Origin of the sequence: Arthrobacter sp. SLBN-122, from assembly GCF_006715165.1 — a bacterium.
Lineage (GTDB): Bacteria > Actinomycetota > Actinomycetes > Actinomycetales > Micrococcaceae > Arthrobacter.
On sequence record NZ_VFMS01000001.1, the window covers coordinates 82,376 to 104,255 of the forward strand.

The window sequence follows — 21,880 nt, forward strand, 5'->3', positions numbered from 1 at the left end:
TGTTTGGCTGATTAGTCCAACTGAATCAGGACGGCTCCGCACTGCGCCAGCCGAAAGATTTGCATCTCAGATATTGAGACGGCAATATCATTACATGGACAATTCTAGTGGAGTCGGTGTCATTGACAAAGCGGCCCAGGTGCTCGATGCCCTTGAGGCCGGCCCCACCACGCTGGCGCAGCTGGTGGCCGCCACCGGCCTGGCCCGTCCCACTGTCCATCGCCTCGCTTTGGCACTGGTCCACCACCGGCTGGTCAGCCGCGACATCCAGGGCAGGTTCGTGCTTGGCAGCAGGCTCGTTGAGCTGGCCTCCGCCGCCGGCGAGGACCGCCTGATCGCTTCCGCAGGCCCTGTCCTGATGCAGCTGCGCGACGCCACCGGCGAAAGCGCGCAAATCTTCCGCAGGCAGGGTGGCTGGCGCGTCTGTGTCGCATCCGCCGAGCGCCCCATCGGCCTGCGCGACACCATTCCCGTCGGCACCCAATTGTCCATGAAGGCCGGCTCCGCCGCGCAGGTCCTGCTCGCCTGGGAGGACCACGACCGGCTCCTTGAGGGCCTGCAGTCCGCCCGTTTCACGCCCACCGTCCTGGCAGGAGTACGACGCCGGGGCTGGGGACAGAGCCTGGGCGAGCGCGAGCCGGGGGTCGCCTCCGTTTCGGCACCGGTGCGGGGGCCGTCCGGCAGGGTGATCGCCGCCGTCTCCATATCCGGCCCCATCGAGCGGCTGACCCGGCAGCCCGGGCGCCTGCACGCGGAAGTCGTCTGTAATGCCGGCCGCATTCTCACCGAAGCCCTGCGCAAGAACAACGATTAGGGCAGGACTGCCAGGCTGTTCCGGTCCCGGCGGACTTTAGGCCGCTAGGCTGTGCCCATGGGAAGCTATGCTGTGTTCCTCCGCGGCATCAACGTTGGCGGAATCAATATCAAAATGGCGGACCTGCGGGACGCCCTGGAGACTTGCGGTTTCACGGACGCAAAGACCCTGCTGGCCAGCGGAAACGTGGTGCTCAGCAGCCCGCTGGACGCAGCAGCCGTCAAACAGGAGTGCGAAAAGTGCCTCCGTGGCGCCTTCGGCTACGAAGCGTGGGTTGTGGTCCTGGAGGCTGCGCGGGTGGCCCAGCTGGTGGATGACTGCCCTTATCCGGATGACGACCGATCCACCCACACCTACATCACCTTGTCCTCAGATCCATCAGTCCTCGAGGAACTGGAGGCCGCCGGGGCGGCCCTGGAGGGCCAGGAGCAGCGGCGGCTGGGTCCGGAGGCGCTGGCCTGGCTGGCCCCCGCGGACGGAACCCTGGACAGCCCCTTCAGCAAGGTGACTGCCAAGGCCAAGTTCAAGGCCGCAACCACCACGCGCAACCTGCGCACCCTGATCAAGGTCCGCGATGCAGCGGCCACCCTCGCCGCAGGCTAGGTCACCACGGGCAGGCAGCAGACCTACGGCCGCCCTGCTTTCTGCAGCGCCTTGTTGAAGGCTGCCAGCCTGGCAATCTCCTCCTCCACCGGCGCCACCACCAGTTCCTCCGCCGCGGCTGCCACGGCACTGTTCAGCCGGCGTCGCGCCTTTGCAGCCCGCGCCCTGGCCGCGCCGCCGGCAATGAAACGGCCTGTGATGGCCAGGAAGATCCCCAGCACCAGTCCGAAGACGATCATCAGGGTGGGTACCGGCCAGCCTTCAACGCGTGGCACCTCCGGCACCGGCAGCTGCAGGTAGGCCAGTCCGGCCAGGACGCCAAGCCAGCCCAGGCCGCCGAGCACCGTCAGGAGCGCCAGCCACTGCACGACATTGAACGCGCCCCACCACCACGCCTTGCGGTTGGCCCCGAGATCCGTCCCGGCGATGGCCTGGTCCAGCGCATCCGGCAGCCGTTCCCGGCCGGCCCTGGCAGCCCCCCGGATCGCCGCCCGCCATGGGCCCGGCGCTCCCTCGCTGGCTGTATCCGCAAAGTCCCGGACGGCAGCATCCGTCCGGGCCCGCTCCGGCGCGCCTGCCGGCGGCAGCGAGGTTCGGTTCAGCCCGGCAGGGGAATCCCTGCGCAGATTGAGGCGGCGCAGCGGGTCTGCGCGGAACCTGGAAAGCCAGCGGGTCACCGGCCAGCCGGTGCGCCGGACGGACTCCAGCCGGTAGGACTGCCCCACGGCCCGCACCACGGCAGGCACGTTCGCTGCCACGGCCAACTCCTCGGCGAGCCGGGACCTGGCTGCGTTCCGGACGCCGGCGGCCTCGCCGTCACCGGCCGCGCCCCGCAGGTCCTCCGCAGCCTTGCTGATGTCCGCCTCCAGCCGCCGGGACTGGGCCTGCCGCTGGACAGCCACCTTGCGAATCGCCGCACGCACTTCCCCAATACCGGCCCCCGTCACTGCCGATGATGCCAGAACGCGGACCTGCCCCAGCCCTTCACCTGCGAGGATTGCGCGCAGCGAGTCGAGCACCGGCTGCACATCGCGTTCGGGCAGCCGGTCCACCTGGTTCAGTACCACAAGCATGACCGCCCCATGCGAGGCGTGCGGCGCCAGGAACCCGTTGTGGACGGCGGCATCGGCGTACTTTTGCGGGTCAAGCACCCACACCAGGACGTCCACCATCCCCACCATCCGCTGCACGATCTCGCGGTTGGCGGCGTGGGTGGAGTCAAAGTCAGGAAGATCGAGCAGAATCAGCCCCGTCTGCTCATCGGCGAAGCCGTCCACCGGCGCGGCATGATGCCGGTTCCCCACCTCCAGCCAGTCGAGGAGGGCCTCGCTGCCTGCTGCTCCCCAAACGCCCGCCAAAGGTTCCGACGTCGTCGGACGCCGGGCCGCCGCCGTCGCAATCTCCCCGCCGCTCACCGCGTTGAAGAGCGAGGACTTGCCACTGCCGGTCGCCCCGAAAAACCCCACCACGGTATGGTCCCCGGACAATGAACGGCGGGAACTTGCCCGCTCCAGGACGTCGAATGCTTCCTGCAATGACTGGTCCGGCAGGATCCCCTCCCCCAGCTCGCGGGCATCCTCGAGCGCCTGCAGCCTGCCATCAAGCCTCGAGGAATCCCGCGCCCCGCTGTGACGGCTCATGCGGCCTCCGCCAGCCGTGCCAGCTCCCCGGCGTGGGCAGTAAGACGTTGTGCAAGGGCGGGATTGCCCTCGGGCAGCCGCTGCAGGAACCTCTGTTGTTCGTCCGCCAGCAGGTGCCGGCAGCGCACGGCCAGGTCTTCACGGGCTTTGTCAGCCATGCGGCGCACGGCGTCCTCGCCGAAGACCGCCTCCAGCAGGCGCTGGCCCACGACGGCGGTACCGCCCGCCACGCCGATTTCCAGTCCGGTCAGGCCGGCGGTGGTAGAGAACACCACGATCATCAGCGCCGCGCCGAGGCCGTTGATGCCAAACGACAGCCACCGCGCCTGGGTCCGCTTTCCCTGGCCTTCGGTCCGGATGAGCTCCATGAGGGCTTCCTGCCATGCCCTGATTTCCGCTGCGGCCCGGTCGGGGAACCCCGGCGCTGTCCCGGAGAGGTCGTCCGGACCCAGCAGCTGCCGGCCCGCGGGATCGGACCGCCAGCGCTGGTCGGTGTCCTCCGCGGCATTGGCTGCCTCGTCCACAATGACCGCCTGGAGGCCGGTTTCGATGGCGGCCTCCACCCGGACGGCAGGGGCCGGTTCGCCGCGGAAGAAGGCCCCCAGCCGGTCCCGGAACCGGCCCACATTCTGCTCAACTGCGCGGAAGAATTCGCCGGTGCCCACAAAATCCTGCCACCGGGCCAGGACTTCGCCCCGCAGGAGTGCTCCGTCGTGGGTGGCGTCCAGGATCCGGGTGGCCGCATCTTCATACGCTGCCAGGGCGTCGGCCTCGAGCCGCGCGGCGGCCAGTTCCTGCTCACGGACGGCGCCGGCGATGTCCGGAATACGGAGGGCCAGGGCACGGACTGTCCCGTTCAGAGTGCGGCGGGCCACCTCGGCCCGGCCGGCAGCATCGGCGGCCAAGGAACCGAGCCAGTCCCGCAGCTCAGTGACCGCTCCGGGCGGGAGCATGCCGTGCGGATCCAGGATTGTCTCGGCGATGATGAACAGCCGGCTCGCGGCGAGGCCCTCCCGGTCGAGCAGGCCCCGGAGGTCCTGGCTCACTTCTTCCTCCGCGTCAGGGGGGACCCGGTCCAGCACCACCGCCACCGTAATGTCACGCGCCGCGGCGTCCAGGAGGAGCTTCCAGGGAACGGCATCCGCATACCGGTTGGCTGTGGTGACGAACACCCACAGGTCCGCGGCGGCCAGCAGCTGTCCGGCGAGCAGGCGGTTCTGGTCTGAAATGGAGTCGACGTCAGGAGCGTCGAGGAGGGCGATGCCGGCCGGTACCGCCGGATCGGCCAGCAACACCAGCGAAGAGGCCTCCCTCGGCTCCGGCATGGCGCTGGCTGCCACGGGACTGCCGGCGAGGGTGCCGCGGATCCGGCTCAGTCCAGGCAGGACCCGCTGGCCTTCGAACCACGTTCCCTCTGCGGGGTTGTGCAGCAGGATGGGCTGCCGGGTGGTAGGGCGGATGGCGCCCGCCCGCGTGACGGGATGCCCCACGAGTCCGTTCACCAGGGTGGATTTGCCGGCACCCGTGGAACCGCCGACGACGGCAAGCAGCGGGGCGTCCAGGCTGCGGTACCGCGGGAGGATGTAGTCATCCAGCTGCGCCTTGGCGGCTGACGTTTCGCGGCGTGCCTGGTCTGCCCCCGGGAGGGCCAGCGGCAGGGCAACGTCGTCCAGGCCGCTGCGGATTTCTTCCAGCAAGGTTACCGCAGCCATCGCGTGCGGCACCGGCTGGGCGGGGCGGCCGTGCTCGTCATGGGAGGTCACAGCAACATCATGCCAGTTGAGCGTTGGTCCCGAGCCGCCACGGCGCGTCGGCCCAGCAGGATCCTCCCACGCTGAAGGACAACTCCCCGCGAAATGATGAGGGGTTTTGTCGGCTTGGCGGGGAAGTCCAGGAACCTCGGTGTACGAAAACAAAAAATGGCCCCGGGCTGTTGCCCGGGACCATTTTGATGGTGACCCCAGCGGGATTCGAACCCGCGTTACCGCCGTGAGAGGGCGGCGTACTAGGCCGCTATACGATGGGGCCAGGTACTTTCGGCAGCGTTTCCGCCGCTCAAGCTCAGTGAGTATTTCACACACTTTGCCGTGGTTTCAAATCGGCGAACCGAGTGGAAACCTTCCGATTTTCAGCTGAAAACAGCTTTCAAAGCAGAGCTGGGATACCAGGACTCGAACCTAGAATGACGGTACCAGAAACCGTAGTGTTGCCAATTACACCATATCCCAATGGCACTTTCGGGCCGATTTTCAGGGGCATTTCCCTGCTCCGTGCGCCTCAGCACGAGAAATTACTTTACCCGAGACTTTCGGCTTGCACAAATCGGAGTCAATGCCGGCCCACAGAGCCTGACGCACTTCCCACCCCGACCCCTTGCCCACAGTCCTGCCGTGTGGTTACTCTCGAGTAAGTTACCCATCAGTAACAACAGCCCCTTCCGTTCCTCCGGACACCCACGAGGATTTACCGAAGGCCAAATAACCACGGTTTACGCCGCCGGGCAGCGTCGCCCTGCGGACAGTTAGGAAGTGTCAGCGTTGACGACCCGCACAGAAACCATCGCAACAGCCAAGCCCAAACCCCGGTCCCAGTCCATTGCCATCGTGGCCCTGTCCCTGCTGTTGATTCTGTTCCTGGCCTTTTACACCTACCTCACGGGCCAGATCTCCCATGGAGCCGCCCAGCTGAGGGACGGAGCAGAGCAAGCCGCAGCAGGGGCCAACCAGCTCAGAGACGGCTCGGGCCAGCTGGCCGCAGGGGCCGGCGCCGCCAACCAAGGCGCATCGCAGGTGAAGGAGGGTTCGATCAAGGTCAAGGACGGCAGCAGCGATTTGAATGCCGGGGCAGCGGCGCTGCAGTCGGGAGCCGGAAGGATCTTCTCCGGAGTCCGTGACCAGTTGGCGCCCGGGGTGGACAAGCTCCATGCCGGCACCACCAAGCTGCAGAATGACGTCCTGAACAAGCTCGTCCCGGGCGTCTACCACGTGGACGACGGCGCGCGGAAGCTGCAGTCCGGCGCCGTGGCCCTTTCCGCGGCCTTGACCCCAACGGCTTCCGGAAACGCACCGAACAACCTTGCGGACGGCGCGGGCCAGCTGGCGGCAGGCACGGGTCAACTCGCCGCCGGTGCCGGGCAACTGGATGCCGGCGCCACTACCCTCAGCAACGGGACTGCAGCACTGAAGGATGGCACGGGCCAGCTTGCCGCCGGAGCAGGCCAGCTGAAGGGTTATCCGGGTGCGGGGAACGATCCCGCAAGAGGTGACGGGCTCGCCGCGCTCAGCCAGGGACTGGACCAGCTCGAAGCGGCCGCGAACGGGCCCCAGGGCCTGGTGCCGCTTACGGTGATCAAGGACCAGATTGCCAAACTGGCCGACGGCGGCCGGAGGGCCTATGCCGGCGCCGTCCAGCTTGATGCCGGGGCGGCAAAGGTGAACGACGGGGCCGTGGCCCTGAACGACGGCGCAGGGCAGCTGAAGGCCGGGACCGCCAAGCTGAGCGCGGGAGCCGGCGAATTGAACAGCGGCGCCGGACGGTTGACGGCAGGATTCGCCACGTTGGCGGACAAGCTCAATGCGACGGATCCGCAGAACCCGGGCGTGGTGCTGGGTACTTCCATGCTGGCCGAGGGCACCGCGAAGATCCGGGTGGGAATGGACGGCGTGCCGGGCGACCCCGAGCGACCCGGCCTGATCTACGCCGCCAACAACCTCCAGGACGGCACCACCCGGCTCAGCGCGGGAATCAACGGCAACGGCGACCCGGCAAACCCTGGCCTGCTGGCCGGCACGGAAGCCCTCTCCGACGGCACCGTCAAGCTCAGCAGTGGAACGGGGCAGCTGGAATCGGGGTCCGCCCGGCTCGCCGAAGGAACCGGCCAGCTGGCTGACGGCAACGGCAAGCTGGACGACGGCTCGGGCAAACTCGCGGAGGGCGCAGGCAAGCTGGCCGACGGCAACGCAAGAATCGCTGCCGGCACCCAGGAGCTCCACACGAAGGTGGCGACCGTGTCGCCGTCGTCATGGCTGGACAACCCGGCAACCGCGTTGCTGCTGATCGGACTCCTGGTGGCCGGCGCCGTCGCGGCCTACCTGTTCCTGCGCCGCCGCGCCGTCCGATTGCGGGCGGCCTGACAGCAAAACGCAAAGCCGCCGGGACCGCCGCCTGAAACTCAGGCGGCGGTCCCGGCGGCTATCGGAACAGTTGGTCCCGTTATTGCAGCAGTTCCTCCAGGGAAGCCACCATGCTGCCGTCGAAGCCCTCCACAACCTCACCCATGCGGTTGAGCCAAACGCCCACCAGCCCAGCCGCCGTCGAGCCTTCCGCATCCAGCAGCCGGTTATCACCCACGTAGAGCGTTTCACCTGGGGACGTGCCAAGGAGCCTGACGCCTTCGAGGTACATCGCCGGATTGGGCTTGGCCACGCCAAGGGTGTCGGTGCCCACCAGGTGCGTGACGCGCTCCAGCCCGGCGCCATCGAGCTTGGCGCGCTGGTAGTCGTGGACGTTGTTGCTGACGGCTCCATATGGGACACCGGCATTGTCCAGGACGTCCAGGAGCGGCAGCACATCGGGGAACGGCTTCACGTATGCGGGCTGCTTTTCCATGTAGCCCGCCAGCCACCGGTGCGATTCCTCGCCGTCGCCCAGTTCAACCCCGAAGTGCCCCAGCGCCGCCCGACCACGGAGCAGGCGTTGTTCGTTGAACGTCAGCTCACCGGCCAGGTAGCGGTCGTAGAAGTGGGTGGTTTCGTGCGTGAAGATGCGCCCGAACCGCTCCCAGCCGGCCTGGTCCAGGCCGGGCAGGAGGTGTTCGCTGACCTCGCGCAGCGCGGTGGTCATCGAATACTCGAGATCCACCAGGGTGTCGTCAATGTCGAACAGGACACCCCGGACATCCCCAAAGGGTGTCTTGAGGATGCCGGCGCGTGCCGCTTCGCTGGGTGCTCTCATCAGCCGCGGAAGGCGCGGAGCCGGCGCAGGGACGACTCCTTGCCCAGGATCACCATGGATTCAAACAGCGGCGGCGAAACGCGGCGGCCGGAAACAGCCGTGCGCACGGGGCCGAAGGCCAGCCGCGGTTTGATGCCCATGTCCTCAACCAGGGCCTGCTTGAGCGCAGCCTGGATGTTTTCCGGCGTCCACTCGGCCACCGGTTCCAGGGCGGCGATGGCGGCATCAAGGACCTCGGGAAGGTTGGCCGGAAGGCCCTTGCGTGCGTCGTCGGCAACGTCAATGGCATCGTCGGCCTTGAACAGGAACGCCAGCATGTCCGGGGCTTCACCCAGGAGCGTGATGCGCTCCTGGATCAGGGGCGCGGCCTCGGTGAGGATCTCTTCCTCCCGGTCGGTCAGGATCTCCCCCACCAGGCCCGCTTCGCGCAGGTAGTGCGCAACCCGGTCGCGGAACACCTTGGGCTCGAGCATCCGGACGTGCGTGCCGTTGATGGCCTCGGCCTTCTTCAGGTCGAAGCGGGCGGGGTTGCCCAGGACGTCGTGGATGTCGAAGTGCTCCACGAGCTGCTCCACGGTGAAGATATCCTCGTCCGCGCTGAGGGACCAGCCCAGCAGGGACAGGTAGTTCAGCAGCCCTTCCGGGATGAAGCCCCGCTCACGGTGCAGGAACAGGCTGGACTCGGGGTCGCGCTTGGAAAGCTTCTTGTTGCCCTGGCCCATGACGTAGGGCAGGTGGCCGAACTCCGGCATGTATTCCGCGACGCCGATGGCGTACAGCGCCCGGTACAGTGCGATCTGGCGCGGCGTGGAGCTGAGCAGGTCTTCGCCGCGCAGCACGTGGGTGATGCCCATCAGCGCGTCGTCCACGGGGTTGACCAGCGTGTACAGGGGAGCGCCGTTGGCCCGCACCACAGCGAAGTCGGGGACGGAACCGGCCTTGAACGTGATGTCGCCGCGGACCAGGTCGGTGAACGTGATGTCCTCGTCCGGCATCCGGAGGCGGAGGACAGCCTGCCGGCCCTCTGCCCGGTACTGCGCCAGCTGCTCTTCCGTCAGGTGCCGGTCAAAGCCGTCGTAGCCAAGCTTCGGGTCCCGGCCGGCCGCACGGTGCCGCGCCTCGATCTCCTCCGGGGTGGAGAAGGACTCGTAGATGAACCCGCCGTCATGCAGCCGCTTGATGACGTCCTGGTAGATGTCGCCGCGCTGGGACTGCCGGTACGGCTCGTGCGGGCCGCCCACTTCCACGCCCTCGTCCCAGTCGATGCCCAGCCACTTCAGCGCATCCAGCAACTGGTGGTAGCTTTCCTCGCTGTCCCGCGCCGCATCCGTGTCCTCGATGCGGAAGACCAGCGTGCCCTTGGTGTGGCGCGCGTAGGCCCAGTTGAACAAGGCCGTCCGGATCAGTCCGACGTGCGGGGTGCCCGTGGGCGAGGGGCAGAAACGGACCCGCACGGGCGTCTCGGCGGTGACGGGCGGGATGGCTGCGGCAGGTGACGAAGAAGCGATAGTCATAGTGGCTTCAACTTTACCCGCCTGGCCGGGTTCAGCCTTCCGCCGGCCAGGCAGGCCAGCCCGCCGGACCGACAGGCTTAACGGCGGACGATGGGGTTGGAGAGCCTGCCGATCCCCTCGATTTCCACCTCGAAGCGGTCGCCCTCCTTGACCAGGCCCACACCGGCCGGCGTGCCGGTCATGATGACGTCACCCGGGAGCAGGGTAAATGCCTGGGAGACGATGGACACCAGTTCGCGCACGCCGCGGATCATCTGGCTGGTGCTCCCGTCCTGGCGCACCTCACCGTTGAGCCTGCCCTGGATCTGCAGGTCTTCCGTGTCAAGGTCGGTCTCGATCCAGGGACCCAGCGGGGCGGAGGTGTCGAAGCCCTTGGCGCGGGTCCACTGCAGGTCCGTTTTCTGGACATCGCGGGCAGTGAGGTCGTTGCCGCAGGTGTAACCGAAGATGACGTCGTCCACGCGGTCTTCCGGCACGTCCTTGCAGATCCGCCCGATCACCACGCACAGTTCGGCTTCGAAGGAAACCTCTTCCGAGAATTCCGGCAGCACCACGGGGTCGTTGGGGCCCACGACGGCGGTGTTGGGCTTCAGGAACAGCAGCGGCTGGGCGGGTACTTCGTTGCCGAGTTCATGGGCGTGCTCCACGAAGTTCCGGCCGACGCCGATCACCTTGCTCCGCGGGATGATGGGGGCCAGCAGCCGGACGTCCTCCAGCTTGTGGCGCACTGAGGTGCGCTCCACTCCGTTAAAGAAGGGATCGCCGTGGATGACAGTGATTTCCTCACTGCCCGGTTCACCTTCCACAACGCCGTACAGGGGATCAGAATCAACGACAAACCTGGCAATACGCATGGCTCCTACCCTACCGTTTCGGCGGGGCCAGGCCTGTTTGCGATGCCGCCGCCGCGCAGGTAGTCCAACTGGGCGGCGACGGACAGCTCGGCGGCACGCCGGACGGAAGGGCCGACGTCGGAATAGACGGCGTCAGCCACCTCCCCTACGGCTGCATTCTGGCCCAGCCGGTCCAGTGCGGCGCGGATCTGCGCCAGCCGTTCTTGCCGGTGCGTCCGGTAGTCCCGGACGATGGCTGCAAGGGAAGGCAGGACGGGGCCGTGGGCCGGGAGGACCGTTGCCGGCCCCAGGGCTTCGAGGCGGTCCAGGGATGCGAGATAGTCGCCCAGCGTGCCGTCCGGATAGTCCAGGACGGTGGTGCCCCGGCCAAGGACAGTGTCGCCGGTCAGCACCGATCCGTTGTGCCCGTCGGCAGGCAGGTGGAAACAGACGGAGTCGGAGGTGTGGCCCGGCGTTGCCAGGACAGCGATCTCCACCCCCGCAGCATGGATGACCTCGCCGCGGACCAGCGGCTCTCCCCCGCCGTGGCAGTGGTCGGGGTCAGCGGCACGGACCGGCGCGCCCGTCAGCGCATGCAGCCGGCCAGCACCCGCCGTATGGTCCGCGTGCCGGTGGGTCACCAGGATCAGTTCGACGACGCCGGCACTGGCCAGTGCGTTCAGGTGCGTTTCGTCCAAGGGACCCGGGTCCACTATGACCAGGGAGGAGTGATCCGGGGCACCCAACAGGTAGGAGTTGGTACCGTCCAGGCTCATGGGGCCGGGGTTGGGAGCCAGGATGAACTGTGTGAGGGCTGAGCTGCGCTGCGGGCGGGGGCCGGTAACTGAGGTCACTGACCCATCCTTGCATCCGCGGCCCTTCCGGCCCCAGCCCCGCGGCGGCGTCGACATCCACCAGGCGTCAGTCAGAGGCTTGTTCGCAAATCCACACCTACAAAGTCCAGTTCTGCGAACCAGCCCAGGAATTACCGCCGGTTGGAACGCAGAACGGCGCCTGCCGGACCTAAGTCCGGCAGGCGCCGTCGTACGTTGGACAAAAGCAGGGCTACGCCAGGCGGGTCAGCCAGCCGTGGGTGTCCGGCTCAGCTCCGGTCTGGATGCCCAGGAGCCTTTCGCGGATGGCCATGGTGGCCTCCCCCGCCTTGGCGTCCTCGGAACCAATGAACTCGGTGGCGTCCTTGAGAACGCCGATGGGGGTGATGACGGCAGCGGTGCCGCACGCAAAGACCTCGGCGATGTCGCCGGAGGCAACCCCGTCACGCCACTCGTCAAGGGTGATCTTGCGCTCGGACACCTCGCGGCCCATGTCCTTGGCCACCTGGATCACGGACATCCTGGTGACGCCTTCCAGGATGGTGCCGGTGAGCGCGGGCGTCACCAGCGAGCCGTCCTTCATGACGAAGAAAACGTTCATGCCGCCGAGTTCTTCCACGGCGTTGTCGTTGGCCTGGTCCAGGAACAGGACCTGCTTGCACCCGTTGGCCTCGGCCTCCTGCTGTGCGATCAGCGAGGCCGCGTAGTTGCCGCCGCACTTGGCATCCCCGGTACCGCCGCGTCCGGCGCGGGCGTACTGCCGCGAGATCCAGATGGAGACGGGCTTCAGCTCGCCGCCGAAGTAGTTGCCGGCGGGCGAGGCGATCACGCGGAAGGACACCTCACGGGCAGCGCGGACGCCCAGGAATGCCTCCGTGGCGATCATGAAGGGCCGCAGGTACAGGGCTTCGCCGTCGCCGGAGGGGACCCATTCCTTGTCAACGGCCACCAGTTCGCGGATGGCGCCGAGGAAGTATTCGGCCGGCAATTCCGGAAGTGCCAGGCGGCGGGCGGACTTGTTCAGCCGCGCCGCGTTGGCCTCCGGCCGGAAGGTCCAGACGGAACCGTCGGCGTGGCGGTAGGCCTTGAGCCCCTCGAAAATCTCCTGGCCGTAGTGGAAGACGGCTGCGGAGGGGTCCAGGACGATCGGACCGTAGGGTTCGACCCTTGGATGGTGCCAGCCGCCATTGCCGTCCGCGTCCACGCTGTAGTCGACGATGGCGGTGTGGTCGGTGAAGTAGTTGCCGAATCCCGGGTTTGCCAGGATGGCTGCACGCTCTTCGGCAGACTTCGGGTTGGCCGAAGGCTGCCGGGTGAATTCGACGCCATGGGCGGTCTGGGTCATGGTTCCTCCACGATCGGCCGCCCCTGGTTCAGCGCTGAACGGCGGGGCGGCATTTGGTGATTCGAGACAAGCTTACGCCCGAAGCCGGCGGCCCCGGCGCGGGCTACAGGCCGGCGGCGATGGCGTCGCCGACCGCGCTGGTGCTGCGTGCAGTGCCGTCGCGCTTTTCGACGTCGGCAACCACGGCGGCTTCGATCCTGCGGGCAGCGTCCGTGTAGCCCAGGTGGTCCAGCAGGAGGACAGCGGAGAGGATCGCCGCGGTGGGGTCTGCCTTGCCCTGGCCGGCGATGTCCGGCGCGGAACCGTGGACCGGCTCGAACATGGAGGGTGCGGTGCGGTCCATGTTGATGTTGCCGGAGGCGGCCAGGCCGATGCCGCCGGTGATGGCTGCGGCGAGGTCGGTAATGATGTCGCCAAAGAGGTTGTCGGTCACGATGACATCGAAACGGGACGGGTCCGTGACCATGAAGATGGTGGCGGCATCCACGTGCAGGTAGTCGTGGGTGACCTCCGGGAATTCCTGGGCCACGGCTTCGACGGTGCGCTTCCACAGGTGTCCGGCGAAGACCAGGACGTTGTGCTTGTGCACCAGGGTAACGTGCTTGCGCTCCCTTGCGCTTGCCCGGCGGAAGGCGTCCCGGACCACGCGCTCCACGCCGTGTGCGGTGTTCAGGGAGACCTCGGTGGCAACCTCGTGCGGGGTTCCTGCGCGCAGGGTTCCGCCGTTGCCGACGTAGGGGCCCTCGGTTCCTTCACGCACGACGATGAAGTCGATGGTGCCGGGGTTGGCAAGGGGGCTGCCGACGGTGCCGTAGAGCCGGGAAGGCCGCAGGTTGACGTAGTGGTCCAGGCTGAACCGGAGCTTGAGGAGCAGCTCACGCTCGATGATCCCGGACGGGATGCGGGTGTCACCGGGTGCCGCCCCCACTGCACCGAAGAGGATGGCGTCGCGGGTCTTCAGGTCCGCCAGGACGTGGTCCGGGAGCGTTTCGCCGGTGCGCAGCCAGTGCTCGGCACCGAGTTCGTAGTGCGTGGGCTTGAGCTCCACACCCTCCGCAGCGACGGCCTTTTCAAGGACTTTGAGGGCTTCGGCAATGACCTCGGGGCCGATGCCGTCGCCGGGAATTACTGCAAGATCGATGGAGGATGCGCTCATGTTTTCAGGGTAGCCAAGACATCCATATGCTGGTCAAACCGTCTCAGCTTTTGGACAGGAGCGCACCTCCGTCTCTTTCGTGCCCTGCCTACTCCGCGGGTTCCTCGAACTTGGGGAAGACGGGAGTGGGGGCAGGCAGCGCGGTTCCCGGAACGATCGGGGTGGCGATTGCGGTGAACTGGCGGGCATCGCCTTCGGCCTGGCCCAGCGCGTCCAGGAGCCTGGCCGTGGCGTTGGGCATGACCGGCTGGGCCAGGATGGCCACGATCCGCAGCACCTCCAGCGTCACGTACAGCACGGTGTTCATGCGTTCGACGTCGGTCTTCCGCAGGACCCAGGGCGCCTGCTCGGCGAAGTAGGCGTTGGTGTGATGCAGCACTGCCCAGATGGCTTCCAGCGCCCGGCTGAATTCCTGCTTGTCGAAAGCGGCCCGGGTAGCCTCGAGCAACCCGTTCGCCTGGGCCAGGATGGCGGTATCCGCCGCAATGAACTCCCCTGGGGCCGGCACGGCCGCGCCGCAGTTCTTGGCCACCATGGACAGGGAGCGCTGGGCCAGGTTGCCGAAGTTGTTGGCCAGGTCCGAGTTCATGCGGCCCACGATGGCCTCGTGGTTGTAGCTGCCGTCCGCCCCGAACGGCACCTCGCGCAGGAAGAAGAACCGCACCTGGTCCAGGCCGTAGCGGGCCACGAAGTCCGCCGGTGCCACAACATTGCCCAGGGACTTGGACATCTTGATCCCGTTGTTGTGCAGGAACCCGTGGATCATGACCCGCTTGGGCAACTCAAGGCCTGCACTCATTAGGAAGGCCGGCCAGTAGATGGCGTGGAACCGGGAGATGTCCTTGCCGATGATGTGGACATCCGCCGGCCAGTACTTCCGGAATTTCTCCGATTCGGTATCCGGGTAGCCAACGCCGGTGAGGTAGTTGGTGAGCGCATCCACCCACACGTACATGACGTGCTTGTCGTTCCCGGGGACGGGGACACCCCAGTCGAAGGTGGTCCGGCTGATGGAGAGGTCCTCGAGGCCGCGATTGACGAAGCTGATGACCTCGTTGAACCGGTACTGCGGGGCACCGAATTCGGGCTGGGACTCGTAGAGGGCCAGTAATTTGTCCTGGTAGGCGGACAGCCGGAAGAAGTAGCTCTCCTCAGCCGTCCATGTCACCTCGGTGTCCGTCTCCTTCGAGTAGCGCACGCCGTCGTCCTTGACCACGGTGTCGTCCTCGCCGTAGAAGGCCTCGTCCCGGACGGAGTACCAGCCCTCGTACTTGGACAGGTAGATGTCCCCGTTGGCTTCCATCTTCTTCCAGATGGCCTGGGACGCGGCGTAGTGGTCCTCGTCCGTGGTGCGGATGAAGCGGTCGTAGCTGATGCCCAGGGCGGCGTGCGCGGCCTTGTAGACCTCGGCATTCCGGTTCACCAGTTCCTTGGGGGTGATGCCTTCCTTTTCGGCGGTCTGGGCTATCTTCATGCCGTGTTCGTCCGTGCCGGTCAGGAACATCACGTCATAGCCGTCCAGGCGCTTGAAGCGCGCCATGGCGTCGGTGGCAATGTACTCGTAGGCGTGCCCGATGTGCGGCACGCCGTTGGGGTAGGTGATGGCCGTGGTGATGTAGAACGGCGTTTTCTCTGAAGCTGTCACGGTCGGACGGTTACCTTCGGTACGGAGGAGTGGGCTAGATCAGTTCTGTCAGGGTATCGCTGAGCCGGACCAGTTCGTGGTCGTGCGAGGCCACCAGCACGGCGATGCCGTCATTGGTGGTGTCCTTCAGGATGCTGATGATGCGGTTGGCGGAGGCACGGTCCAGGCTGGCGGTGGGCTCATCCACCACCAGGACCCGGGTGCCCAGGATCAGGGCGCGGGCGATCGCCACGCGCTGCCGTTCACCGCCGGACAGCTGCGCGGGACGGTGCCGCATGCGCCGGCCCAGGCCCACCAGGTCCAGCAGGTCCTTGGCCATGTCGCGCCGCTGGTCCACCTCGCCGTCGGGTACGGCGGGCAGGAGGACGTTCTCGAGTGCGCTCATGCCGTCGATCAGGGCGCCGCCCTGGTCCACGTAGCCGATCAGCGCACGACGGCGGTCGGCGATTTCGTCGTCGCCCATGCTTTCGAGGGAGTCACCTTCCCAGAAGACACGGCCCGACGTCGGCAGGGTGAGTCCGGCGCCGACGGTCAGGATGCTGGTCTTGCCGGAGCCGCTTCGGCCGGCCACGCAGTGCATCTCGCCCGCGTGCAGGGTCAGGTCGAAGCCTTCCACCACGCTCACGGCCTCGGCGCCGCCTTTTCCACCGCCATAGCGGATGGTGATGTCGCGCATCTCCAGCGGGGTGGCGTGGTCTGCCGACTTGACGATGGTGTTGGCCCGGGTCTGCAGGGGGACCTCATTGGAGCCGCTCCTGCGGCTGCGCTGGAGGTTCGTCGGGTTTGTCATTGGACCACTTTCGTTGCAATCGGTATCCAGCAAATAACAGCCGCCAGGCCTGCTACGGCGGCCCAGATGGCCGCGTAGGGTGCCAGCAGCAGGCCGATGCCGAGGGCGCCCAGCACGCCCAGCGGCAAGGCCACGGTTCCCACCAGTGCGTTCTCGAACAAACGGACCTGGCGGAGCATGTCCGGGTTCCATCCCATCGCCTGGAGGATGCCAAGGTACTGCCGCTTGGCATTGAGTTCGAAGCGGCCCGTCACCAGGGTCAGCACCAGTCCCACGGCCACGCCCGCAAGCGCCAGCAGGATGCTCGGCAGGGTCACGCTGGCCGCGGCCAGCCCGCTGAGCGCGCTGGCACCGGCGGCACGCGGGATGTCGATCAGCAGGGCGATCAGCCCGCCGACGGCGGCACCGAAGACGCCCACCGCCACCGCCAGGGACAGCGTGTTGAACTTGTTGGTGCCCAGCTGCCGGTTGGCGAAGGTCAGCGGCGAGTCCACCGGGATGAGCCGTTCGTCGTGCTGCGGTTCCTGGTCGATTTCGTCGCGATGGCGCAGCTGCTGCGCGGCAAAGAGGGCCGCACCGCAGTACAGGACCAGGACGGCGGCGCACACCAGTGCCGTGGCAAGGCTCCAGCTCAGCAGGCTCAGCACGACACCGGCGGCGGCGAGCAGCACTGCCCCCACGCCGAATTCCTCAAGCACCCAGCTGCGGATCCGCCGCTGGGTCCAGCCCATGGCCCGCAGGGTGCCGGCCTCGCTGCGGCGTTTGCGGATGTAGCTGACGGTGGAGGCACCGGTCAGCAGGGCCGCGCCGCAGAGGGTCAGGAACAGCAGCGTGACGTTGGTGCCGGACAGCGCTCCGGCCACCGCCTCCGCAGCGTTCTGCCGGACCCACGACTGCTGGACAGTGCCCAGCGCGGACTCCTTCCCGGCTCCGTCCTTTGAGTAGCCGGGAACGAAAATGCTGGTGTCCTCGCGCGCCGAACCGGCCACCACGGTGGCGTCCAGGCCCATGTCGCGGATCTCGGCGGCGAGCTTCTCCACCTCAGGCTGCGCGTCCTTCCAGCTGCCCGGTGCCTTGGCACGGACGCGCACGGCGTCGATGACGGCGGCGTTCTGCTTGTAGCCGCGCGCCGCTGCGAGGCCGTAGTAGTCGGTGATGGCGCCGGCGGACTGGCTGGCCAGCCCGGTGGCGCTCAACGAAGGTTTCAGGTCCGCGGCGGGAACATCCTTGCCGGCGGCATCCTTGACCAGGGTGAAGGGCGTGGGGTCGTAGCCGCCCAGCGGGAGCTTGTTGACGTCGCCCGAGGCTGCCTCGACGGCGGCGGGGTCGAACGTGCCGTACACCATGGGCAGCGGCGTTGCGGCCTGCTGCTGGCCGGTGGAGAGGTTGTCCCGGTAGGACCGCTCATCCACAGGGTTCCGCTGGGTCTGGTCCACGGGCGCGCCGTTAACCGCCTTCTCCGGAAGGCGGTTGACGGTGACCCATTCGCCTGGCACAGCGGCCTTGTCCACGGCGCCGTTGGCGGCTGTCCCGCCGTCCGTGTATTTGGGGGCGCCGGCAAAGTCGGTACTCCACTTGGCCGGGGTGTACAGGCCCGGATTGAAGTTGCCGTTGTTGCCCAGCAGGGAGGAGTGGTCCGTGGAGCCCGGCCAGGACAAAACGAAGGGGTCCTTTGACACGAACGGCAGGTAGTCCTTGCCCAGGGACTTCGAAACGGTGCCGACGTCCTTAACCACCTTGCCGGCGTCGTCAATTTCCTCGATCTTGACGTTGTACTTGAGATCCAGGGACGTGCCGGAGCGCACGATCAGGGGGACGGCCTGGGAGCCGCTGGTCAGCTGGCCGGTGCGCTTGGCCTGCTGGTACTGGGTCATCAGCGGAGCCCAGTACTTGAGCTTGACGCCCAGGAAGTCAGGTCCTTCCTTGAGCTGGTCCATGCTAATGCCGTTGGTAAAGAGCCCTTCCAGGTAGCGGCCCACGGCACCTGCGTCACGGGCGTCAGCGGGCGGAGCCTTCTCCAGCGGGGCCAGGAAGTCGCCGGCCGAACCGAGCAGGGCCCGCTCGGACGCGGGGTCCACCGCCACCACGGATTCGGTGACCTCAGGGGCCAGCGGCAGTGACACCGAGAGGTTGAAGAGGTTGTGCTCGGAGCCGCCGGCGGGAGCGGGGAACTTGATGCCGGTCTCCCCTGCCGCGGGGGCGATGCGGATGCTGCTGCCGCCCTGCGCCTTTTCCTCCACGAGCCGGGCCTTGCCCAGCGTGCCCTCGGCGGTGGTCTTGAAGAGGGTCTGCTCTGAGCTGCCATCCGAGCTCACCGCGCTGGCGGTCAGCCGGTACTTCTTGGCAGCGTCGGTCAGGACGGATTCCGCCGCCGGCCACTTGCCCGGCGCGGTGGCACCCGCTGCCTGGTCCGCGGTGGCAGTGCCGGCCAGGCCGGCGTTGTAGCCGAGGTAATCCATGGCATCCAGGCGGGGCGTCTCCAGGTTCTGCGTGACACGCGAAACCAGGCTGATGGGGGCCGCCACTGAGGTGCCGGACAGCTTCCGGATGGAGTCCAGCTGGTCGAAGCCGATGCCGCCGGCGCCGTTCGCAATCTCGGGCTGCAGGAGGGCACCGGAGGGCGCCTTCGCCTGGACCAGGATGTCGTAGAGCCCCCTCGAATTTTCATCAACCGTCCGGTTGAGCGCAGCCTGCGACTGGCTTTGGACGAGGACCGACAAGCACATGGCTGCGATCAAGATGGCCGCGGTCAACAGCAGCACTCTGCTTCTGATGAACCTCTGGACGGCGTTCATGGAACTCCCTGAAACCTGGATTGCGTGCGCACACTTTCATCCGCCCGAGGACGTGGACTATGGCGGAGGGATGTGCAAAAGGTATTGGCCGGTCTGCCGGCTACGGTCCTGAATCAGGACCAAGCCATTGTAAGCAGACCGGCCAATCATACGTGGCTCCGCCTGGACGGGGCCCCGCGGAGGTGCGGCTACGGCGTTTCGGCCGGTGTGTCGCCTTAGTCTTCCAGGTCCACTTCCCGGACCATCTCGGCGCCGATGCCGGCCTTGATGGCATCGAGCACCTGCTGGGGAACGGAGCTGTCGATGGTCAGCAGGGCAAGGACCTGGCCGCCCTCGTTGGAGCGGGCCACCTGCATGCCGGCGATGTTGATGTTGTTCATGCCCAGGATGTGGCCGATGGTGCCGATCACGCCGGGGCGGTCGGTGTAGGCAACCACCACAAGGTGCTCGCTGATGGGGATTTCCACTTCGAAGCCGTTGATGCCCACCAGCTTCTCGATCTGCTTGGGGCCGGTCAGGGTGCCGGCCACGGAGATCTGGCTGCCGTCGCTGAGGGCGCCGCGCAGGGTCAGGACGTTGCGGTAGGACTCGGTCTCCGGGGTGGTGATCAGGCGGACGTTGATGCCGCGCTGCTCGGCGATGACCGGGGCGTTGACGTAGGACACCTGTTCCGTGACGACGTCGGCGAAGATGCCCTTAAGCGCCGCCAGCTCCAGCACCTTGACGTCCAGGGAGGAAATCTCGCCGGCCACTTCGACGTCGAACTGGGTCAGGGATGCGTGGGTCAGCGCCGTGAAGATGCGTCCCAGCTTCTCGATCAGCGGGATGCCCGGGCGGACGTCGGGGGCAATGACGCCGCCGGCAACGTTGACGGCGTCCGGGACCAGCTCGCCGGCGAGGGCCAGGCGGACGGACTTGGCCACGGAGACGCCGGCCTTTTCCTGGGCTTCGTCGGTGGAGGCGCCCAGGTGCGGGGTTACCACCACGTTGTCGAGCTTGAAGAACGGCAGGTCGGTGCTGGGCTCCTTAGCGAAGACGTCAACGCCGGCACCGGCGATTTCGCCGTCCTGTAGGGCGGTGAAGAGGGCTTCCTCGTCCACCAGGCCGCCGCGGGCCACGTTGACCACGTAGGCCGTCTTCTTCATCTTCCTGAATGCGTCAGCGCCCAGCATGCCGACGGTCTCGGGCGTCTTGGGCATGTGGATGGTGATGAAATCGGACTGGGCCAGGAGTTCGTCCAGGGTGACCAGCTGCACGCCCAGCTGCGCAGCGCGGGCGGAGGTGATGTAGGGATCATAGGCCAGGATCTTGGTGTCGAAGCCCTTCAGGCGGGCTGCCACCAGGGCGCCGATGCGGCCGAGGCCGATGATGCCGATCTTCTTTTCGAACAGTTCAATGCCGGTGTACTTGGAGCGCTTCCATTCGCCGTCTTTGAGGGCGGCGCTGGCCTGCGGGATGTGGCGGGCCAGGCTCAAGATGTGGCCCACGGTGAGTTCAGCGGCGGAAACGATGTTGGACGTGGGCGCGTTGACCACCATGACGCCGGCCTGCGTGGCGGCCTTGATGTCCACGTTGTCCAGCCCCACGCCGGCGCGGGCGATGACCTTGAGGTTCTTGGCGGCGGCGATGGCTTCGGCATCAACCTGGGTGGCGGAGCGGACCAGGATCGCGTCTACGTCGCTGATCGCCGAGAGCAGCTGGGAACGGTCTGCGCCGTCGGTCTGGCGGATCTCAAAGTCCGGGCCAAGGGCCTCGACGGTGGCGGGGGAAAGTTCTTCGGCGAGCAGTACTACGGGTTTTGACACGGCTGATCCTCTGCGTTGCAGTCCTGGGGATGGAAACAAGTCTAGGCCGACGGAAAGGCCGGGCTCACATTGTTAAGTGTGAACCCGGCCTCACCGTTGCGGTCTGCGTGGTTGGGCTGGCAGCCTTAGCGGGCTGCGGAGCCTTCCACGTAGTCGACGTCCTGCTGCTGCCAGGAGAACAGGGAGCGCAGTTCGCGGCCAACAGCCTCGATGGGGTGCTGCTCGGCCTTGGCGCGCAGTTCCTTGAACTCAACGCCGCCGTTGTCCTGGTCCTCGATGAAGCGCTTGGCGAATGCACCGGACTGGATGTCGGCCAGGACGGCCTTCATGTTTTCCTTCACCTCGGGGGTGATGACGCGCGGGCCGGAGACGTAGTCCCCGTACTCTGCGGTGTCGGACACGCTCCAGCGCTGCTTGGCGATGCCGCCCTCCCACATGAGGTCAACGATGAGCTTGAGCTCGTGCAGTACCTCGAAGTAGGCGATCTGCGGCTGGTAGCCGGCCTCGGTGAGGGTCTCGAAGCCGTACTGGATCAGCTGGGAGACGCCGCCGCAGAGGACGGACTGCTCGCCGAAGAGGTCGGTTTCGGTCTCTTCGGTGAAGGTGGTCTTGATGACGCCGGCGCGGGTGCCGCCGATGGCCTTGGCGTAGGACTTGGCCAGCTCCCAGGCGTTGCCGGACGCGTCCTGCTCGACGGCGATGATGTCAGGGATGCCACGGCCGGCTTCGAACTCGCGGCGGACGGTGTGGCCCGGAGCCTTCGGGGCCACCAGGATGACGTCAACGCCTTCCGGAGCCTGGATGTAGCCGAAGCGGATGTTGAAGCCGTGGGCGAAGGCCAGGGCCTTGCCGGGGGTCAGCTTGTCCTTGATGGAGTCGTTGTAGATCGAGCGCTGGTGCTGGTCCGGCGCCAGGATCATGATGACGTCCGCCCATTCGGCGGCGTCGGCAACGTTCTTGACCGTGAAGCCTGCATCCTGCGCCTTGGCGGTCGACTTGGAGCCGTCCTTCAGGGCGATGACGACCTCGACGCCGGAATCGCGCAGGTTGAGCGCGTGGGCGTGGCCCTGGGAGCCGTAGCCAACAATGGCAACCTTGCGGCCCTGGATGATCGACAGGTCGGCGTCGTCGTCGTAGAACATTTCAGTCACTTG

The 21,880-nt window shown here is 67.0% G+C and carries 16 protein-coding genes and 2 tRNA genes; 3 read left to right on the forward strand and 15 right to left on the reverse strand.

Annotation, left to right across the window (positions count from 1 at the left end; translation table 11 throughout):
* The first annotated feature begins 94 nt into the window (after positions 1–94).
* Positions 95–814: an IclR family transcriptional regulator gene (locus FBY36_RS00415; protein ID WP_142116842.1), complete on the forward strand. Its 720-nt coding sequence runs from the start codon at positions 95–97 to the stop codon at positions 812–814.
* Positions 815–871: 57 nt separating this feature from the next.
* Complete coding sequence (locus FBY36_RS00420; protein WP_142116844.1) at positions 872–1,417, forward strand: DUF1697 domain-containing protein; 546 nt, start codon at positions 872–874, stop codon at positions 1,415–1,417.
* A 23-nt stretch (positions 1,418–1,440) separates the two neighbouring features.
* Here FBY36_RS00420 and FBY36_RS00425 read toward each other — a convergent pair whose 3' ends face one another.
* From FBY36_RS00425 to FBY36_RS00440, 4 genes are all read right to left on the reverse strand, one after another.
* Positions 1,441–3,057, reverse strand: a complete 1,617-nt coding sequence (locus FBY36_RS00425; protein ID WP_142116846.1) for a GTPase — start codon at positions 3,055–3,057, stop codon at positions 1,441–1,443.
* Positions 3,054–4,820 (reverse strand): dynamin family protein, encoded by a 1,767-nt coding sequence (locus tag FBY36_RS00430; protein ID WP_142116848.1) that lies wholly within the window; start codon positions 4,818–4,820, stop codon positions 3,054–3,056. The genes FBY36_RS00425 and FBY36_RS00430 overlap by 4 nt, the downstream gene beginning before the upstream one ends.
* 189 nt (positions 4,821–5,009) lie before the next feature.
* Positions 5,010–5,085 (reverse strand) — tRNA-Glu (locus FBY36_RS00435).
* Positions 5,086–5,213: 128 nt separating this feature from the next.
* Positions 5,214–5,285, reverse strand: a tRNA-Gln gene (locus FBY36_RS00440).
* 300 nt (positions 5,286–5,585) lie between these two features.
* On the opposite strand from FBY36_RS00440, the gene FBY36_RS00445 reads away from it, so the two are divergent.
* Positions 5,586–7,190, forward strand: coding sequence for a hypothetical protein (locus FBY36_RS00445; RefSeq protein WP_235008653.1), 1,605 nt, complete (start codon positions 5,586–5,588; stop codon positions 7,188–7,190).
* Between the two features lie 79 nt (positions 7,191–7,269).
* Here the strand turns inward: FBY36_RS00445 and FBY36_RS00450 are convergent, their stop codons facing one another.
* From FBY36_RS00450 to ilvC, 11 genes are all read right to left on the reverse strand, one after another.
* Positions 7,270–8,010, reverse strand: coding sequence for an HAD family hydrolase (locus tag FBY36_RS00450; protein WP_142116852.1), 741 nt, complete (start codon positions 8,008–8,010; stop codon positions 7,270–7,272).
* Positions 8,010–9,524 (reverse strand): glutamate--tRNA ligase, encoded by a 1,515-nt coding sequence (gltX, locus tag FBY36_RS00455; protein WP_142031566.1) that lies wholly within the window; start codon positions 9,522–9,524, stop codon positions 8,010–8,012. The genes FBY36_RS00450 and gltX overlap by 1 nt, the downstream gene beginning before the upstream one ends.
* A 77-nt stretch (positions 9,525–9,601) precedes the next feature.
* Positions 9,602–10,378 (reverse strand): fumarylacetoacetate hydrolase family protein, encoded by a 777-nt coding sequence (locus FBY36_RS00460; protein WP_142116853.1) that lies wholly within the window; start codon positions 10,376–10,378, stop codon positions 9,602–9,604.
* Between the two features lie 5 nt (positions 10,379–10,383).
* On the reverse strand, positions 10,384–11,211 hold the full coding sequence (locus FBY36_RS00465) for an MBL fold metallo-hydrolase (RefSeq protein ID WP_235008654.1): 828 nt from the start codon (positions 11,209–11,211) through the stop codon (positions 10,384–10,386).
* Positions 11,212–11,422: 211 nt separating this feature from the next.
* Complete coding sequence (locus FBY36_RS00470) at positions 11,423–12,535, reverse strand: branched-chain amino acid aminotransferase (protein ID WP_142116855.1); 1,113 nt, start codon at positions 12,533–12,535, stop codon at positions 11,423–11,425.
* A gap of 103 nt (positions 12,536–12,638) precedes the next feature.
* Positions 12,639–13,691, reverse strand: coding sequence for a 3-isopropylmalate dehydrogenase (locus tag FBY36_RS00475; RefSeq protein WP_142116856.1), 1,053 nt, complete (start codon positions 13,689–13,691; stop codon positions 12,639–12,641).
* An 88-nt stretch (positions 13,692–13,779) separates the two neighbouring features.
* Entirely contained in the window at positions 13,780–15,336 is a 1,557-nt protein-coding gene (gene metG / locus FBY36_RS00480; RefSeq protein WP_142116857.1) for a methionine--tRNA ligase, read from the reverse strand.
* 34 nt (positions 15,337–15,370) lie between these two features.
* A complete protein-coding gene (locus FBY36_RS00485; RefSeq protein WP_056335262.1) occupies positions 15,371–16,126 on the reverse strand; it encodes an ABC transporter ATP-binding protein in 756 nt (251 codons plus the stop codon).
* Positions 16,123–18,921 (reverse strand): ABC transporter permease, encoded by a 2,799-nt coding sequence (locus FBY36_RS00490; protein WP_142116858.1) that lies wholly within the window; start codon positions 18,919–18,921, stop codon positions 16,123–16,125. Before FBY36_RS00490 ends, FBY36_RS00485 begins: the two co-directional genes overlap by 4 nt.
* Positions 18,922–19,136: 215 nt before the next feature.
* A complete protein-coding gene (serA, locus tag FBY36_RS00495; RefSeq protein ID WP_056335256.1) occupies positions 19,137–20,726 on the reverse strand; it encodes a phosphoglycerate dehydrogenase in 1,590 nt (529 codons plus the stop codon).
* Between the two features lie 125 nt (positions 20,727–20,851).
* Entirely contained in the window at positions 20,852–21,877 is a 1,026-nt protein-coding gene (gene ilvC, locus FBY36_RS00500; protein ID WP_056335254.1) for a ketol-acid reductoisomerase, read from the reverse strand.
* Between the last annotated feature and the right edge of the window lie 3 nt (positions 21,878–21,880).